Source organism: Promicromonospora sp. NPDC023805 (genome assembly GCF_040639635.1).
Lineage (GTDB): Bacteria > Actinomycetota > Actinomycetes > Actinomycetales > Cellulomonadaceae > Promicromonospora.
The window spans coordinates 70,087-86,202 of the sequence record NZ_JBFAAH010000025.1 but is presented as its reverse complement, the minus strand read 5'-3'; the positions used below and the strand labels follow the sequence as shown (position 1 = coordinate 86,202).

11 protein-coding genes are annotated in these 16,116 nt (G+C 71.6%); 5 read left to right on the top strand and 6 right to left on the bottom strand.

What is annotated here, in order from left to right:
* Window positions 1–6 precede the first annotated feature (6 nt).
* Complete coding sequence (locus AB0F70_RS21760; protein ID WP_357453222.1) at window positions 7–1,644, top strand: cation acetate symporter; 1,638 nt, start codon at window positions 7–9, stop codon at window positions 1,642–1,644.
* A 265-nt stretch (window positions 1,645–1,909) separates the two neighbouring features.
* Here AB0F70_RS21760 and AB0F70_RS21755 read toward each other — a convergent pair whose 3' ends face one another.
* Both AB0F70_RS21755 and AB0F70_RS21750 read right to left on the bottom strand, forming a co-directional pair.
* Window positions 1,910–4,228 carry an FdhF/YdeP family oxidoreductase gene (locus tag AB0F70_RS21755; RefSeq protein WP_357453219.1) on the bottom strand — a complete coding sequence of 773 codons (2,319 nt, stop codon included), beginning with the start codon at window positions 4,226–4,228 and terminating at the stop codon, window positions 1,910–1,912.
* 90 nt (window positions 4,229–4,318) lie between these two features.
* The gene (locus AB0F70_RS21750) at window positions 4,319–6,322 is read right to left on the bottom strand and encodes a hypothetical protein (RefSeq protein WP_357453170.1); all 2,004 of its coding nucleotides are present in this window, start codon (window positions 6,320–6,322) and stop codon (window positions 4,319–4,321) included.
* Between the two features lie 164 nt (window positions 6,323–6,486).
* Here AB0F70_RS21750 and fdhD point away from each other — a divergent pair, with 164 nt between their 5' ends.
* Complete coding sequence (gene fdhD / locus AB0F70_RS21745) at window positions 6,487–7,332, top strand: formate dehydrogenase accessory sulfurtransferase FdhD (protein ID WP_357453167.1); 846 nt, start codon at window positions 6,487–6,489, stop codon at window positions 7,330–7,332.
* On the opposite strand, the gene AB0F70_RS21740 is transcribed toward fdhD, so the two are convergent.
* Window positions 7,305–8,186 carry an alpha/beta hydrolase gene (locus AB0F70_RS21740; RefSeq protein WP_357453164.1) on the bottom strand — a complete coding sequence of 294 codons (882 nt, stop codon included), beginning with the start codon at window positions 8,184–8,186 and terminating at the stop codon, window positions 7,305–7,307. The two genes, fdhD and AB0F70_RS21740, sit on opposite strands and share 28 nt — an antisense overlap.
* A gap of 70 nt (window positions 8,187–8,256) precedes the next feature.
* On the opposite strand from AB0F70_RS21740, the gene AB0F70_RS21735 reads away from it, so the two are divergent.
* Window positions 8,257–8,703: a MarR family winged helix-turn-helix transcriptional regulator gene (locus tag AB0F70_RS21735; protein WP_357453161.1), complete on the top strand. Its 447-nt coding sequence runs from the start codon at window positions 8,257–8,259 to the stop codon at window positions 8,701–8,703.
* 96 nt (window positions 8,704–8,799) lie between these two features.
* Here the strand turns inward: AB0F70_RS21735 and AB0F70_RS21730 are convergent, their stop codons facing one another.
* The 3 genes from AB0F70_RS21730 to AB0F70_RS21720 form a co-directional block, all read right to left on the bottom strand.
* Entirely contained in the window at window positions 8,800–8,958 is a 159-nt protein-coding gene (locus AB0F70_RS21730; RefSeq protein WP_357453158.1) for a hypothetical protein, read from the bottom strand.
* Between the two features lie 2 nt (window positions 8,959–8,960).
* Window positions 8,961–10,352, bottom strand: a complete 1,392-nt coding sequence (locus tag AB0F70_RS21725) for an OFA family MFS transporter (RefSeq protein WP_357453216.1) — start codon at window positions 10,350–10,352, stop codon at window positions 8,961–8,963.
* Window positions 10,353–10,467: 115 nt separating this feature from the next.
* The gene (locus AB0F70_RS21720; protein ID WP_357453155.1) at window positions 10,468–11,715 is read right to left on the bottom strand and encodes a serpin family protein; all 1,248 of its coding nucleotides are present in this window, start codon (window positions 11,713–11,715) and stop codon (window positions 10,468–10,470) included.
* 304 nt (window positions 11,716–12,019) lie between these two features.
* Between AB0F70_RS21720 and AB0F70_RS21715 the strand changes: the two genes are divergently transcribed.
* Together AB0F70_RS21715 and AB0F70_RS21710 are read left to right on the top strand one after the other, a co-directional pair.
* Window positions 12,020–14,425 (top strand): Tex family protein, encoded by a 2,406-nt coding sequence (locus tag AB0F70_RS21715; RefSeq protein WP_357453152.1) that lies wholly within the window; start codon window positions 12,020–12,022, stop codon window positions 14,423–14,425.
* A 49-nt stretch (window positions 14,426–14,474) separates the two neighbouring features.
* Window positions 14,475–16,046: an NAD(P)/FAD-dependent oxidoreductase gene (locus AB0F70_RS21710; protein ID WP_357453149.1), complete on the top strand. Its 1,572-nt coding sequence runs from the start codon at window positions 14,475–14,477 to the stop codon at window positions 16,044–16,046.
* Window positions 16,047–16,116: the final 70 nt, after the last annotated feature.

Genomic DNA, 16,116 nt, shown 5'->3' with positions numbered 1-16,116 from the left:
ACCGTCATGGCCGCGGCAGCGGCGACGAACGTCGGCAACATCTGGATCAACATCGGCATCTTCGCCGCGTTCGTCCTCGTCACGCTGATCATCGTCTTCCGGGTGTCCCGGCAGAACAAGAGCGCCGCCGACTTCTACGCCGGCGGGCGCAACTTCACCGGTACGCAGAACGGCACGGCCATCGCGGGCGACTACCTGTCCGCGGCGAGCTTCCTGGGTATCGCGGGCGCCATCGCCGTCAACGGCTACGACGGCTTCCTTTACTCGATCGGCTTCCTCGTGGCCTGGCTCGTGGCCCTGCTGCTGGTCGCCGAGCTGCTGCGGAACACCGGCAAGTTCACGATGGCCGACGTGCTGTCGTTCCGGCTCAAGCAGCGCCCGATCCGCCTGGCCGCGGCGATCTCCACGCTGGCCGTGGTGTTCTTCTACCTGCTGGCCCAGATGGCCGGCGCCGGCGGGCTCGTCGCGCTCCTGCTCGGCATCACCGACAAGGCGGGCCAGGGCCTCGTCATCGCGATCGTCGGCGCCATCATGATCATGTACGTGCTGGTGGGCGGCATGAAGGGCACCACGTGGGTACAGATCATCAAGGCGACGCTGCTCATCCTGGGCGCCGGCGTCATGACGATCTGGGTGCTCGCGATCTTCGGCTTCAACCTGTCGGCAGTCATGCAGGGGGCCGTGGACAACGCCGGCGACAAGGGTGCGGCCATCCTCGAGCCGGGTCTGCAGTACGGCGCGACGGCACTGTCGCAGCTCGACTTCCTGTCCCTCGCGCTGGCCCTGGTGCTCGGCACCGCGGGTCTGCCGCACGTGCTCACGCGCTTCTACACGGTGCCCTCCGCCAAGGAGGCCCGGAAGTCAGTGGTCGTGGCGATCTGGCTGATCGGCATCTTCTACCTGTTCACCCTGGTGCTCGGCTACGGCGCCGCGGCGCTCGTCGGTCCTGAGCGGATCCTCGCGGCACCCGGCGGGCAGAACTCCGCGGCCCCGCTGCTCGCGTTCGAGCTCGGCGGCGAGATCCTGCTCGGCATCATCGCGGCGGTCGCGTTCGCGACCATCCTCGCGGTGGTGGCCGGCCTGACGATCACGGCGGCGACGAGCTTCGCGCACGACATCTACGCCTCGATCATCAAGAAGGGTCAGGTGGCGCCGGACGGCGAGGTCAAGGTGGCCCGCTGGACGGTGGTCGTGATCGGCATCATCGCGATCATCGGCGGCATCTTCGCCAACGGGCAGAACATCGCGTTCCTCGTGGCGCTGGCGTTCTGCGTCGCGGCGTCGGCGAACCTGCCGACGATCATCTACTCGCTGTTCTGGAAGCGGTTCAACACGTCCGGCGCGCTGTGGAGCATCTACGGCGGCCTGAGCTCGACGATCATCCTGATCATCTTCTCGCCGGTCGTGTCGGGCAAGCCCGCCGACCCGGTCACCGGGCTCAGCAAGTCGATGATCAGCAACCCGGCCATCGACTTCCACTGGTTCCCGCTCGACAACCCGGGCATCGTGACCATCCCGCTCGCGTTCGTGCTCGGCATCGTCGGCACGTACCTGAGCAAGGAGCGGTCGCACCCCGAGAAGTACGCCGAGATGGAGGTCCGCTCCCTCACGGGCGCGGGCGCCGAGAAGGCGACCGCGCACTGACGGCCTGAACCACCCTCGTTGAGTGCTGGGTATTTGTGCGATCAGAAGGCCGGATCGCACAAATACCCAGCACTCAGCTGTTTCAGGGGGCGATCGTCGACGTCACGTACGGGCGGCTCGGCGCGTGGGTGGTCGACCACGCCCTGGGGGTGGACGGGTCCGGTGCGCGAGGCCTACCTCGTCACGCCGGCCGACACCCCCGACGCGCCCGCGTGGCGCACGGAGCTGGCCTGGCCGGTGTTCCGCCTAGCCCCCTGACCAGCGCTCAACGGGTGGGGCGGTCCAGGCGGATGACCACCGACTTGGAGGCCGGGGTGTTGCTGCGGTCCGCCGTGTGGTCCAGGGGGACCAGCACGTTGGTCTCCGGGAAGTAGGCCGCCGCGCAGCCGCTGGCTGTCGGGAAGGCGACGATCCGGAATCCCTCTGCCCGGCGCTCCTCGACCGTGCCGCCCGCCGTCGGCCACTCGCTGACCAGGTCCACCGTGTCGCCGTCGGCGAAGCCGAGGGCCGTGAGGTCCTCGGGACGCACGAACACGACGCGCCGTCCGCCCTTGATGCCGCGGTACCGGTCGTCGAGGCCGTAGACGGTGGTGTTGAACTGGTCGTGGGAGCGGACGGTCTGGAGCAGCAGGCGGCCCTCGGGGACCTGGACTACCTCGAGCTCGTTGACCGTGAAGTTCGCCTTGCCGGTCGTCGTCGGGAACAGGCGGGCGTCACGTGGCGGGTGCGGCAGCACGAAGCCGCCGGGCTCTGCGACCCGCCGCTCGAAGTCCTCGAAACCGGGCACCACGCGCGAGATCGAGTCGCGGACGCGCGAGTAGTCGCCGCCGAACTCCTCCCAGGGTGTCTCGTCCTCGGGGCCGAGCACCCGGCGGGCGAGGTCGCAGAGGATGGCGGTCTCGCTGCGCAGGTGCTCGGACGCCGGGTTCAGGCGCCCCCGGGACGTGTGCACGACGCTCATCGAGTCCTCGACGGTCACCACCTGCTCGCGGCCGCCCGTGCGGTCCTGCTCGGTGCGCCCCAGGCAGGGCAGGATCAGGGACCGCTTGCCGGGCAGGACGTGCGAGCGGTTCAGCTTGGTCGAGACGTGCACCGTGAGCGGTACGTCGCGCAGCGCGGCCTCCGTGACGGCGCTGTCCGGGGTGGCTGCGGCGAAGTTGCCGCCCACCGCCATGAAGACTTTGAGCTGCCCGTCGCGCAGGGCCCGGACAGTGTCGACGACGTCGTACCCGTGGGCGCGCGGTGGCTCGAAGTCGAACTCCGTGGCCAGCGCGTCGAGGAACGCCTCTGTCGGCCGTTCCCAGATGCCCATGGTGCGGTCGCCCTGCACGTTGCTGTGGCCGCGTACCGGGCAGGCGCCCGCACCCGGGCGGCCGACGTTCCCGCGCAGCAGGAGGAAGCTCACGACCTCACGGATCGTCGCGACCGCCTGCTTGTGCTGGGTGAGGCCCATCGCCCAGCAGACGATGATCTTGTCGGCGGCGAGCACGTCGCCCACGAAGTCCTCGATCTCCGACCGGTCCAGGCCGGTCGCAGCGGAGACGTCGGCCCAGTCCAGCCGGCGCCACGCGGCCGCTGCGTCGGCGAAGCCCGAGGTGTGCTCGGCGATGAACTCGTGGTCCAGCACACCCTTGTGCCCGGCCGTGCGTGAGTCGTCGTCCGCCTCCAGGAGCAGGCGGTTGACCGCCTGGAACAGGGCCAGGTCGCCGGCGAGGCGGACCTGGAGGAACCGGTCGGCGAGCTTCGTGCCCGGCCCGACGACACCGCGCACCCGCTGCGGGTTCTTGAAGGTCTGCAGCCCGGCCTCGGGCAGCGGGTTGATGGCCACGATCCGCGCGCCGCGGTCCTTGGCCTCCTCGAGCGCGCTGAGCATGCGCGGGTGGTTGGTCCCGGGATTCTGCCCGACGACGACGATCAGGTCGGCGTGGTCGGTGATGTCCTCCAGCGACACGCTGCCCTTGCCGATGCCCAGCGTCTCGACCAGGGCGGTGCCGGAGGACTCGTGGCACATGTTCGAGCAGTCCGGCAGGTTGTTCGTGCCGAGCTTGCGCGCGAGCAACTGGTAGACGAACGCTGCCTCGTTGCTGGTGCGGCCCGACGTGTAGAACGCGGCCTGGTCCGGCGAGTCGAGGCCGCGGAGCTCGGCCGCGACCAGGTCGAGGGCCTCGGCCCAGGGCACGGGCCGGTAGTGGTCGGAACCCTCCTCGCGCAGCATCGGCTCGGTGAGGCGGCCGGACTTGCCCAGCCGGTGGTCGGTCCAGGTCGCGAGCTCGGAGATCGGGTGCTCGGCGAAGAACGCAGCGTCCGCGCGCTTGCGGGTGGACTCCTCGGCGACCGCCTTGGCGCCGTTCTCGCAGAACTCGGCGAGGTGCGGCTTGCCGGGCTCGGGCCACGCGCAGCCGGGGCAGTCGAAGCCGCCGTGCTGGTTGAGCAGGGGGAGCGTCCGCAGGCCGCTCGCGACCCCCGCCTCCCCGAAGACGTGGGCCAGGCCATGGACCACCCCGGGCACACCTGCCGCACTGCTCTTCGGGGGCCCGACGCGCAGGCTCTTCTCGGGGGCGTCGGTGCGGGCTTCGTCGCTCACGTCAGTCACATCTGCGACCCTACGCCGGACTCACCCGGCCGCGGGAGGGGGCGGACGTCGTGTCGGCGCGGCCCGTCCCCTCCGGCAGGGTCAGCGGATCAGGTAGATCTCCCCGACCCGGATGTACTTGTCAGCAGCGGCGACACGCAGGTTGCCGATGACGCGCGCGGTCCCGTCGAAGGTCACGTACTGGACGCCGTTGGTCGCCGAGTACGCGTCGAAGGAGCCAAGGAGCGTCGTCCCGATGTACACCCGCACGACCCCGTACGACGGACCGGTGTGCACCTTCACGCGGGCGGACTTCCCGGCGATCTGCTGCGCCGAGTACAGGCCCTTGTCCGGGCTCGCGTAGTGCGAGTACGGGCCGGTGCTGTTGCCGCCGTTCATCGTGTCGGTGCCCATGGGCGCGGCCGAGCACGACCAGCCGGTCCAGGGGCTCCACCCCGCCGGGTCCTGCGCGCGCAGGCGCAGGCAGCGCTGGTCACCCTCGTTGAGCACGTAGCTCGCCGAACCGGTGTCGGCGGACAGGGTCTGCGTCGCGGGGAGCGAGACGTTCGTGCCCCGGGCGAGCCAGTGCCCCACCTGGTAGGCGGTGACCGTCTGGTCCGTCGTGCCCCAGGAGTACGTCGGCGACACGGTGTTCACGCCGGTGTTCTCGGTCATGTCGGCGGCCGTGGGCCACTCCGGCAGGTACGTCGGGTCCAGGGCGGGACGCTCGGCGGTGGTGCAGGTCTCGGCCGACCACTGGCTCACGTTCCCTGCGACGTCGGTCGCCGTCGCGGACCAGCAGACCGTCGCGCCTGCGGGGTACGGCTGGCCGTCGACGGGCGCGTAGTCACCGAACTCGGTCGAGCCGGCGGGGCGCAGGCGGTAGCGGTAGTCGTGCTCCGCCACGCCCGTCGCGCGGAACGGCGGGGTCGCCCGGTCCGTGCCGAACGCCTCCACCTCGAACTCGACGGAACCGTTAGCGGTCGTCCCGAGGTAGCGGTGGACCGGCGCGCCGACGACGGGCGCCGCGTCGTCGACGATCTCCGTCGCCGGATCGGACGACCACTCCTGCAGGTCGCTCGCGAGGCGCACGTTCTGGGCCTGGTCCACGAAGGCGACGGCGGTGCCGGCGTCGTCCAGGTCGAAGGCGTCGGTCGGGCTCAGCGTGCCCGCGGTGCCGCCCAGGTATGGAACCACGAGGAGCTGGCCGTCCGACGTCGACCGGCCGAGCACGAACCCGGCGCCCAGCGACAGGTCCTTCGTCCGCAGGCCTGCCGACACCGGGATGTGGGCGTAGACCTTCTGGTCGTCGAGCGTGAGCGCCGCGCCGCCGTCCGTGCACGCCATGAGGGCGAACCGGCCGAAGGCGTCGGCGACCTCGACGGTGCCGGCGCCCGGGATGGAACGGCACGCCTCACCGCCGGAGGAGACCGCGTCGTTGCCCTGGGCGGCCGGGTAGGACCACGTCTCGGTGCCCAGCTCGGGCTCCCAGTCGATGCCGTGCGCCACGAAGGCGCGGTCGCCGTCCAGCGCGTAGCCGAGGGCCGGGTCGATGGGGCCGTAGCCGTCGCTCGGCTCGCCGATCCAGACCTCGTCGCCGCCGGTGACCGGCTGCGTGAACAGCCTGTCGACCGGCGTGTGCTCGACGGGGTAGACGACCCATTCCGCGCCGTGGCCGAGCACGGTGCCCAGCGGCACCTCGCGGCTGCCGCCGCCGTCGCGGGACCAGGCGAGGACCTCGGTGCCGCCCGCGGCGAGATGGACGACATCGTTCTCCGCCGCCAGGAGGTCCCCGGCCAGGACGTGGCCGCCCCAGGAGTCCGACCACTCGCCACCCGCCAGCGGGCGGTGGTAGACGTGCGGGCCGGCCGGGGTCGCGACCTCCACGAGCACGGAGTCCCCCGCGAGCGCGACGTCGCTGACGGTGCCGAGGTCGGCGAGATCCTCCGGTGTCGCCAGGATCTCGGAGGGTATGGGCTCTGCTGCCTGCGCCGTGGGTGCCCTTGGCGCCGCGGAGGCCGAGACGGCCGCCAGAGGTGCCACGAGCAGGCCGGTGCATGCGACCGCTGACATCGCGAGCCTGGTGATCGGTACGAGTCTGTCCATGAGTCGCTCCATCGCTGGCTGCTGGTTCCCCCTGCGGACCGAGTCTGAACCTCATGCGGCCGGCGCTCCACGAAACTACGGGTGAATTGCCCGAGGCACCCGAGTTGTCGCCAGGTCTTCCGCGTGGTGGATATCTCGGTCGGTGCGGGTGCGAGGATGGCGGCATGGGAGTCGTCACCGATCGGCGGCGCGTCGTCCGCGTCCGTGCGGGCGCACGTGCGACACGTCCGGACACGCTCGCCGTCGAGGAACCGCTCATGGTGCGCCTGGTCGACCCCGGGCCGGCCCCGGGCGGGACGACGCCGGCCGGTGGCCCGGCGTCGGGCAGCAGCGCGCTGACACTGACGATGCGCACGCCGGGCGACGACTTCGACCTGGTGGCCGGCTGGCTGGTCTCGGAGGGGGCGGTGGGCGCGCCGGACGACATAGTGGCGATGCGGCTGTGCCCCGACGAGGACAACACCGTCGAGGTGGCGCTCGCGCGCGGCGTCGAGCCACCGCGGCAGCGGGCCTTCGCGACGACGAGCGCGTGCGGGGTCTGCGGGTCGGACACGGTGGTGGAGGTGCGGGCCGGGCTGCGCTGGCCGGTCGCGAAGGATCCGGTGTCCGTCTCGGCGGACATGATCGCGTCTCTGCCCGACCTGCTGCGCGAGCGCCAGCGCGCCTTCGACCGGACCGGCGGCCTGCACGCGGCAGGCCTGTTCACCGCCGACGGCGAGCCCCTCTACGTCCGCGAGGACGTCGGCCGGCACAACGCCGTCGACAAGGTGGTCGGCGCGGCGCTACGCGACGGCGCCCTGCCCGCTGCCGGGACGATCCTCCAGGTCAGCGGGCGGGCGTCGTTCGAGCTGGTGCAGAAGGCCGCTCGGGCCGGTATCCCGGTGCTGTCCGCGATCTCCGCGCCGTCCACGCTGGCCGTTGACCTCGCCGACGAGTGCGGCCTGACCCTGCTCGGCTTCGTGCGCGGCGACTCGATGAACGTCTACACGTGGGCGGACCGGGTGGTCTGATCCGCCGGACCGCGGTCCTTCCCGAGCAGGCGGACGAGGAATGCCGCCGCACTGTCCATCGCTCGCGCTGCCGCCGGCTCGGTGCCGTGGTGGTGCTGGAACACGTGCGCGTTCCCCGGGTAGACCTCGAGCGTGACCTCCACGTCCGCGGCAGCGGCGCGGGCGGCGAGGCCCGTGGAGTCGTCGAGCAGCACCTCGTACGAGCCGACCTGGAGCAGGAGCGGCGGCAGGCCGCGCAGGTCTCCCAGCAGCGGGCTCGCGAGCGGATTGCTGGGGTCGGCGCCCTCCGGCAGGTACTCGTTCGCGTACTCCTTGATGTCGGCGGCGTCGAACACCGGGTCGACGCTCTCCTTGCCGGTGAGGCTGGCGCCGGACGTCGTCAGGTCGAACCAGCCGGAGAACGCGACGACCCCGGCGGGCAGCGGCAGCCCGGCGTCCCGCGCGGCCAGCAGTGTCGCGAGGACGAGACCGCCGCCCGCGGAGTCGCCCGCGAGAACCACGCGTGCCGGGTCGTTGTCGTCGAGCAGCGCCCGGTAGGCGGCCAGCGCGTCGTCGACGGCCGCAGGGAACAGGTGCTCGGGGGCGATCCGGTAGTCGAGGGACAGCGCGCGTAGCCCGGCGCGTGCGGCGAGCGCGGCGGTCAGCGGGACGCCGGTACCGGCGGAACCGATCACGTAGCCGCCGCCGTGCAGGTAGAGCAGCACACCGGCGTCGTCGGCGACGGACGGTACGGCGACGTCGAGCGCGGGGACGCCCCCGAGCGCGGTCTCCGACACGAGGGTGCCCTCCGGCAGCGGCATCTGACCAAACGATGCGTAGAAGGTGCGGAGCTCGGCGAGCGATTTCTGGTCCATGTTTCCTCCATGCCCGAAGATAGATTCCATGGAAGCCAAACAAGATTCCCGGGAATCTATTCCGCCGGAGGTGAGATTCGCCGGCGCGCGGCTGCTCGACGATCTCGTCCGCGTCGAGGTGCGGCTCTACACCCTGCTCGACGCCCGGCTGCGGAGCCTGCACGGCCACGGGCTGGGCCGGATCGACCTGCTCCGCGTGATCGCCGAGGTTCCCGACTGCCGGGTCTCGGACGTGGTCCGGCGCCTCGGCATCACGGTGGGCGCGGCGAGCAAGGGGGTCGAGCGGCAGGTGCGCGACGGCCTGGTGCACCGGGCCGCCAACCCGGAGGACGGCCGCTCGTCGTTCCTCGCGCTCACGCCTGCCGGGCAGCAGATCCTGGACGAGGTGCTGCCGACGCTCGACCAGGAGGTGGCAGCGGTGCTGCACGGCACGGGGGTGTCCGACGGCGACCTCGCGCACCTCGCGCGGGTCCTCGCCGCGGTGCGCGGTGCGCTGGAGGCGGGAAGGGCGACGTGAGCGGCGTCGCCGCCCGCTCGGGCGGTGGTGCGGACGGGGCCTGCGGCCCTGACTCGCGGTACCCGGTACGGCGAGTCAGGGCCGCAGGCCCGACGGTCAGCTCGTGAAGAGCGGGATGACGCTCCGGACCGTCTGGAAGAGGCCGTAGGCCAGCGGGACGGTCACCACGAGCCAGGTGACGACCAGGCGCGGGACCTGGTTCGACGTCGGCTCCGGGGCCGGATCTCCGGCCTGCGTCACGGTCTGTTCCGGCATGGTCACGCCTTTCCCTCGGAGAACGCGTCGGCGCGGCTCGGCGCCTCGTGGAACCGTGCCGCCACGGGGCGGACCAGGATGTTGGCGACGAAGCCGACCGCGAGCACGGCGACCATGGTGAACAGCGCGGGCCGGTAGTCGGCGGCGACCAGCTCGCCGGGCGTTCCCTGGGCGTCGAGGAACCCGTTGATGATCAGCGGGCCGGCGATACCGGCGGCGGACCACGCGGTGAGCAGGCGGCCGTGGATGGCGCCCACCTGGAACGTGCCGAACAGGTCACGCAGGTATGCGGGGACCGTGGCGAAGCCGCCGCCGTAGAACGAGAGGATCACCGCGGCGACGAGCACGAAGATGACCGTGGAGAGGTGTCCAACGGTCGCAAGGAGCAGGTACAGGACCATCCCGACGCCCAGGTACATGACGTACGTCGGCTTGCGGCCTATGTAGTCGGACGTCGACGACCACACGAAGCGGCCCGCCATGTTGAACAGGGACAGGAACGCGACGAAGCCTGCCGCCGTCGTCGGCGCGACGGACGAGGTGCCGCCGTCACGGAAGAAGTCCTGGATCATCGGCGAGGCCTGCTCGAGGATGCCGATGCCTGCCGTCACGTTGCAGAACAGGACGGTCCACAGGAACCAGAACTGCGGGGTCCTTATCGCGTTCGCCGCCGAGACGTTCGCGGCCGACACCATCGGCTTGGCGGCCACCGCACCGGCGTCGAACCCCGCGGGCGCCCAGCCGGGCGGCGGGACCTTCACCGTGAAGGCGCCGAGCATCATCACGAGGAAGTACACGATGCCCAGCGTCACGAAGAGCGAGGTGACGGCGCTGCCGGAGGCCACGGAGGTGGGGTCGGAGGGGTCGTAGCCGCTGTCGTAGAACGCCATGAGCTGGCGCGAGAGCGGCGAGGCGACCAGCGCGCCACCACCGAAGCCCATGATCGCCATGCCGGTGGCCAGTCCCGGCCGGTCCGGGAACCACTTGATCAGCGTGGACACCGGCGAGATGTAGCCGATGCCAAGCCCGATGCCGCCGATGACGCCGTACCCCAGATACACGAGCCACAGCTGCGACGTCGCGATGCCCAGCGCGCCGACGAGGAACCCGGAGGCCCAGAAGGAGGCCGACGCGAACATCGCGGCCCGGGGGCCCGCACGCTCCACCCAGGTCCCCAGCACCGCTGCCGAGAGCCCGAGCATGACTATCGCTATGGAGAAGATGACGCCGATCGCCGTCAGGCTCGACTCGAAGTGCGCGACCAGCGCGCTCTTGTAGACGCTGGTCGCGTACGCCTGGCCGATGCACAGGTGGATGGCGAGCGCCGCCGGCGGGATGAGCCATCTGCTGTAGCCGGGCCTGGCCACCGTGTGCTCGCGGTCGAGGAAGGACAACGCCACGGAAGCACCTCCTCGTGCTCGGGGGATCCGGCCGCAGGGAGTGCGCTTTCACCCGTTCGCTGCGCACGCTACTGGCGGCCGGATGCCCGGGTCAATGGTCGGTCGACGGTCAGTGCTGCGGGCTGCGCACCGCCGCCAGGAAGAGGGGAAGCTTCGTCTCGGTATGAGCGATCCGCAGCAGGTAGGGACGGTCCACCGGCATCCACACCGGGATTTCGGTGGGCATGGCGCCGGTCGTTTCCGCGGCGATCTCGGTGACGGCTGCCGCGACCGTGCCCGCCTCGTCCAGGCTCAGGTAGGCCTGCTGCATCACCTGGCTCACCTGGAGGTTCGCGATGTTCGTGATACCGGTCAGGTCGGGGGCGTCGTACAGCCCGCCGAGGCCCGCCTCCTCCAGCGCCGGGGCCAGGTCCAGGGTGGGCGGGTCGAGCTCCAGGGTCGGCATCATCAGGTCGACGGGCCGCGGCGTCGCGGTGTCGAGCGCGGCGGCGAGGTCAGTCAGGGTGTCGGGCGTGACGTCCGCGGGGTCGGTACCGACCGGAGGCAGCAGGATGTCCGCGTGGAAGGCTTCCACAAAGGGCAGCCGGACGGCGGCCCACCCGCTGTCGCTCTCTGTGTAGGCGTAGCTCTCCGAGGCGTGCAGCATCTCGGTGGGCTCGGTCCCGGACGGGCCGGTGAAGTCCTCGTCGGAGGTCGAGTACTCCGCGAACGGGGTCTCCCAGCGCGCCGCGAGCAGCACGGCGTTCTGCAGGACGAGGCTCAGCTTCGGGTCGGGTTCGATCGCCGACTTCTCGATCAGGCCGCCGGTGTGGTGGTTCACCCAGGCGTCCAGGACCTTCTTGCCCGTATCGCTCCCGAGGTCGGTGCGCTGGACCCCGGCGTCGAACGACGTGGCGATGCGGTCGAGGTAGTCCGGATCGACCTCGAGCTCGTCGTCGAGCACCGCCTGGTTCGCCAGATGCAGCACCGGGTCCTCGGGCAGCTCGTCGTCCTGCGCGACGGCCGGGTCTCCGTCGTGCTCCAGGAGCGCGCCCTGGAGGGCGTTGTAGGCCGACGTGCGGTCGTCGTCCGAGGCGCCGAGCGCCTCGTCCAGTGCCACGCCGGTCTCGCCGTAGGCACCCTCGGCGAGCAGCGCCAGGGCGAACGAGAGGGACGCGGGGGAGACGAGGGCGTTCTCCTCCGGTTCGGTGGACGCACGCAGCGCGTGCAGACCCAGCTCCTCGGTGGCGAGAGCGGCGCCGGCGATCTCGGGCGCGTCGGCGACGGCGATGAACATACGCTCCGCGTCCGAGCGCTCAAGCCCTTCGTCGGCGGCCGGGCCGCAGGCGGTCAGCGCGAGGGCCGCCGTTGCGGCCATCGCTGCGGTAGTCGTCGTACGGCGGTGAGCGCTTCGACGGTGTGGACGCGTACGAGGTTTGGTACGACGACGGGTGGGGCTGGGACGCTGCACCGTTCCTCCTGGGGATGCCCGGCGCGGGAGCGCCTGCGGCGAGGTTCTGATCTCTTGTGTGCCGACCCGCGTCGGGCTTGCAGCGGTTCGTGCGAGGGGCTCTCAGGTCGTCATCATGATCCGGCTGTCTGACACGCACCGTGGATGCGACAAGTGTCAGTGGTGCCAGGCACAATCTGTCCCGACCTTCTAGAAGTGAGGTAAGGGACAAGTGGCAAGTATCAATCGGCGGATCGCCGAGGAGCTGGGTGTTCGTGAGGGGCAGGTAACGGCGGCGGTCGACCTGCTCGACGGCGGCGCGACGGTGCCGTTCATCGCCCGCTACCGCAAGGAGGTCACCGGCACGCTCGACGATGCGCAGCTGCGCACGCTCGAGGAGCGGCTGCGGTACCTGCGCGAGCTGGAGGAGCGGCGCGCGGCGATCCTGTCGTCGGTGGAGGAGCAGGGCAAGCTCACGGACGAGCTGCGCGCCCAGATCCTGTCGGCGGAGACCAAGTCGCGCCTCGAGGACATCTACCTCCCGTACAAGCCGAAGCGGCGCACCAAGGCGCAGATCGCGCGGGAGGCCGGCCTGGAGCCGCTCGCCCTCGCGCTGCTCGGCGACGCGTCGCTCGACCCGACGACGGCTGCCGGCCCCTACGTCGACGCCGACAAGGGCATCGCGGACACGGCGGCGGCGCTCGACGGTGCCCGCTCGATCCTCGTGGAGCGCATGGGTGAGGACGCCGACCTGATCGGCACGCTGCGGGAGCGGCTCTGGAAGCGCGGCCGCATGCTGTCCACCGTCCGCGACGGCACGGAGGAGAAGGGCGCGAAGTTCTCGGACTACTTCGACTTCGCCGAGTCGCTGTCCAGTCTGCCGTCGCACCGGGTGCTCGCCCTCTTCCGGGGCGAGAAGGAGGACGTGCTGGACCTGACGATCGAGCCGGAGGAGGGCATCGAGGCAGGCGTGCCGACGTCCTACGAGGCGACCATCGCGCACCAGTTCGACATCGCGAACCAGGGCCGCCCGGGCGATCGCTGGCTCGCCGACACCGTGCGCTGGGCCTGGCGCACCAAGATCCTCGTGCACCTCGGCATCGACGTGCGGCTGCGGCTGCGTTCCGAGGCGGAGGACGAGGCGGTCCGCGTCTTCGCGGCCAACCTCCGTGACCTGATGCTCGCCGCACCGGCAGGCACGCGGGCCACGATGGGCCTCGACCCGGGCCTGCGCACCGGCGTCAAGGTCGCCGTCGTCGACGCGACGGGCAAGGTGGTCGAGTACGCGACCATCTACCCGCACGCGCCGGCGAACCGCTGGGACGAGTCGCTCGCGAAGCTCGCCACCCTGGCCAAGAAGCACGACGTCGACCTCGTGGCGATCGGCAACGGGACGGCCTCGCGCGAGACCGAGCGCCTGGCCGCCGACCTCATGAAGAAGGCTCCGGAGCTCGGCCTGACCAAGGCCATCGTCTCGGAGGCGGGGGCGTCCGTGTACTCGGCGTCCGCCTACGCGAGCGCGGAGCTCCCCGACCTCGACGTCTCCATCCGCGGCGCGGTGTCCATCGCGCGCCGCCTCCAGGACCCGCTCGCCGAGCTCGTGAAGATCGACCCCAAGTCGATAGGCGTCGGCCAGTACCAGCACGACATCACCGAGACCAAGCTCTCGCGGTCGCTGGACGCGGTGGTCGAGGACTGCGTGAACGGCGTGGGCGTCGACCTCAACACCGCGTCGGTGCCGCTGCTGTCGCGCGTCTCCGGCATCACCTCGACGCTCGCGGAGAACATCGTCGCCCACCGGGACGCCAACGGCCCGTACACGTCGCGTGCGGCGCTCAAGAAGGTGCCGCGGCTGGGCCCCAAGGCGTTCGAGCAGTGCGCGGGCTTCCTCAAGGTCTCGGGCGGCGACGAGCCGCTGGACGCGTCGTCGGTGCACCCCGAGGCGTACCCGCTGGCGCGCCGCATCGTGACATCGGTGGGCGCTGACGTGAAGGCCCTCATCGGCAACGGGAGCGCGCTGCGCACGCTCAAGCCCACCGACTTCGTCGACGAGACGTTCGGTCTGCCCACGGTCACCGACATCTTCGCCGAGCTGGAGAAGCCCGGCCGTGACCCGCGTCCCGCGTTCGTCACGGCGTCCTTCGCGGACGGTGTCGAGAAGCTGGGCGACCTGGTGCCGGGCATGGTCCTGGAGGGCCAGGTCACCAACGTCGCGGCGTTCGGCGCGTTCGTCGACGTCGGCGTGCACCAGGACGGCCTCGTGCACGTCTCGGCGATGTCGAAGAACTTCGTGAGCGACCCGCGCGAGGTCGTGAAGTCGGGCGACATCGTCAAGGTCAAGGTCATGGACGTCGACCTGCCGCGCAAGCGGATCGCCCTCTCGTTGCGCCTGGACGACGAGATCGGCGTGACCGGCGGCCGCACCTCGGGTGGCTCTCGCTCCGGCGGAGAGGGCGGGCAGGGCTCCGGTGGCCAGGGTGGCGGTCAGCGCGGCGGACGTCCGGGTGGCGGCGAGGGCCGCGGCCGGAACGGGCGAGGGCAGGGTGGCCCGGGCCAGGGCGGTCAGGGTGGCCGCGGGCGCCCCGCACCTGCCGACACCGCGATGGCGGATGCACTGCGCAAGGCCGGGCTGGCCTGACGCGTCGAGCCGTCTGGCGACCGGGCCGCCGGGAGGCCACGATGACGGCATGAGCATTCCTGAGGAGACATTCGACGTCGTAGTGATCGGTGGTGGCCCGGTCGGTGAGAACGCCGCCGACCGGGCCTCGCGCACCGGCCTGTCCGTTGCCCTGGTCGAGTCCGAGCTGGTGGGCGGTGAGTGCTCGTACTGGGCCTGCATGCCGTCCAAGGTGCTGCTGCGGGCGGGCGCGGTGCGCGCCCTGGCCAAGGAGACTCCCGGCCTGCGGGATCCGGGTGCGCCCGACGTCGCTGCCGTCTTCGCCCGGCGCGACGAGATCACCAGCAACTGGGACGACTCCGGGCAGGTCTCCTGGGTCGAGAGCGCAGGCCTGACGCTGGTGCGCGGGCACGGGCGGCTGGCCGGGGAGCGGCTCGTCGAGGTCACTGTGCCTGCGGGCTCGGACAGCGAGGCGCAGGGCGGAGCGGACAGCGGCCTCGGGGAGGCGGAGACGGGAGAGACCCCGGCGAAGCGGCTCCTGCGCGCCCGGCATGCGGTGATCGTCGCGACCGGCAGCGTCCCCGTCCTGCCCGGCGCTCCCGGGCTGGCGGAGGCCGCACCCTGGTCGAGCCGCGAGGCGACGGCGGCGGACACCGTCCCCGAGTCGCTGGTGGTCGTCGGCGGCGGGGTGGTCGGCGTCGAGATGGCCAACGCGTACGCGGACCTCGGCGCGCAGGTGACGCTGCTGTCGCGCGGCGGGCTGCTGTCCGCCGCCGAGCCGTTCGCCGGCGAGATGGTCGCGGAGTCGTTGACCGCGCTGGGCGTGGACGTCCGCACCGGCGCCGAGGTGGCCTCGGTCGAGCGCCCCGGCGTCGGTGCGGAGGACGGGGCCTCCGGCCCGGTGACCGTCACCCTTGCGGACGGCGGCACGATCACCGCCGCCGAGATCCTCGTGGCCACCGGCCGGGTGCCGCGCACCGCCGACCTGGGTATCGAGAGCGTGGGTCTGGACGAGTCCGGGCTCGGCCGCGGCGGCGCCCTCGTCGTCGACGAGTCGTTGCAGGTCACCGGCGTGCCGGGCGGCTGGCTGTACGCCTGCGGCGACGTGACCGGCCGCGCGCCGACCACCCATCAGGGCAAGTACCAGGCGCGGATCGTCGGGGACGTGGTGGCCGCGCGGTACGGCACGGAAGCGGGGGACCGGTCGCCCACGAGCGGTGACCCGGAGCCCGCCGTCGGGCAGGAGGGCAAGGCGTGGTCGCGGTATGCCGCGACCGCCGACCACAGTGCGCGCGTCCAGGTCGTGTTCACGCGGCCGCAGGTCTCGTGGGTGGGACCGACCGAACGTGAGGCGCGCGCGGCGGGGATCCCGGTGGAGGCCGTGTCGTACGACCTGGCCTGGGTGGCCGGCGCGAGCGTGGAGGCGCCCGGCTACAAGGGGCGCGCCCAGGTGCTCGTCGACACGCAGCGGCGTGTCCTGGTGGGCGCCACCTTCGTGGGGCCCGACGCCGGGGAGATGCTCCACGCCGCGACGATCGCCGTCGTCGGCGAGGTGCCGCTCGACCGCCTCTGGCACGCGGTCCCCGCCTACCCGACGGTCAGCGAGGTCTGGCTCCGCTTCCTGGAGTCCTACGGCCTGTAGACCGTTGAGTGCTGGATATTTGCGCTGAAACGGCGATCCGAAGCGCAAATATCCAGCACTCAACGACGGG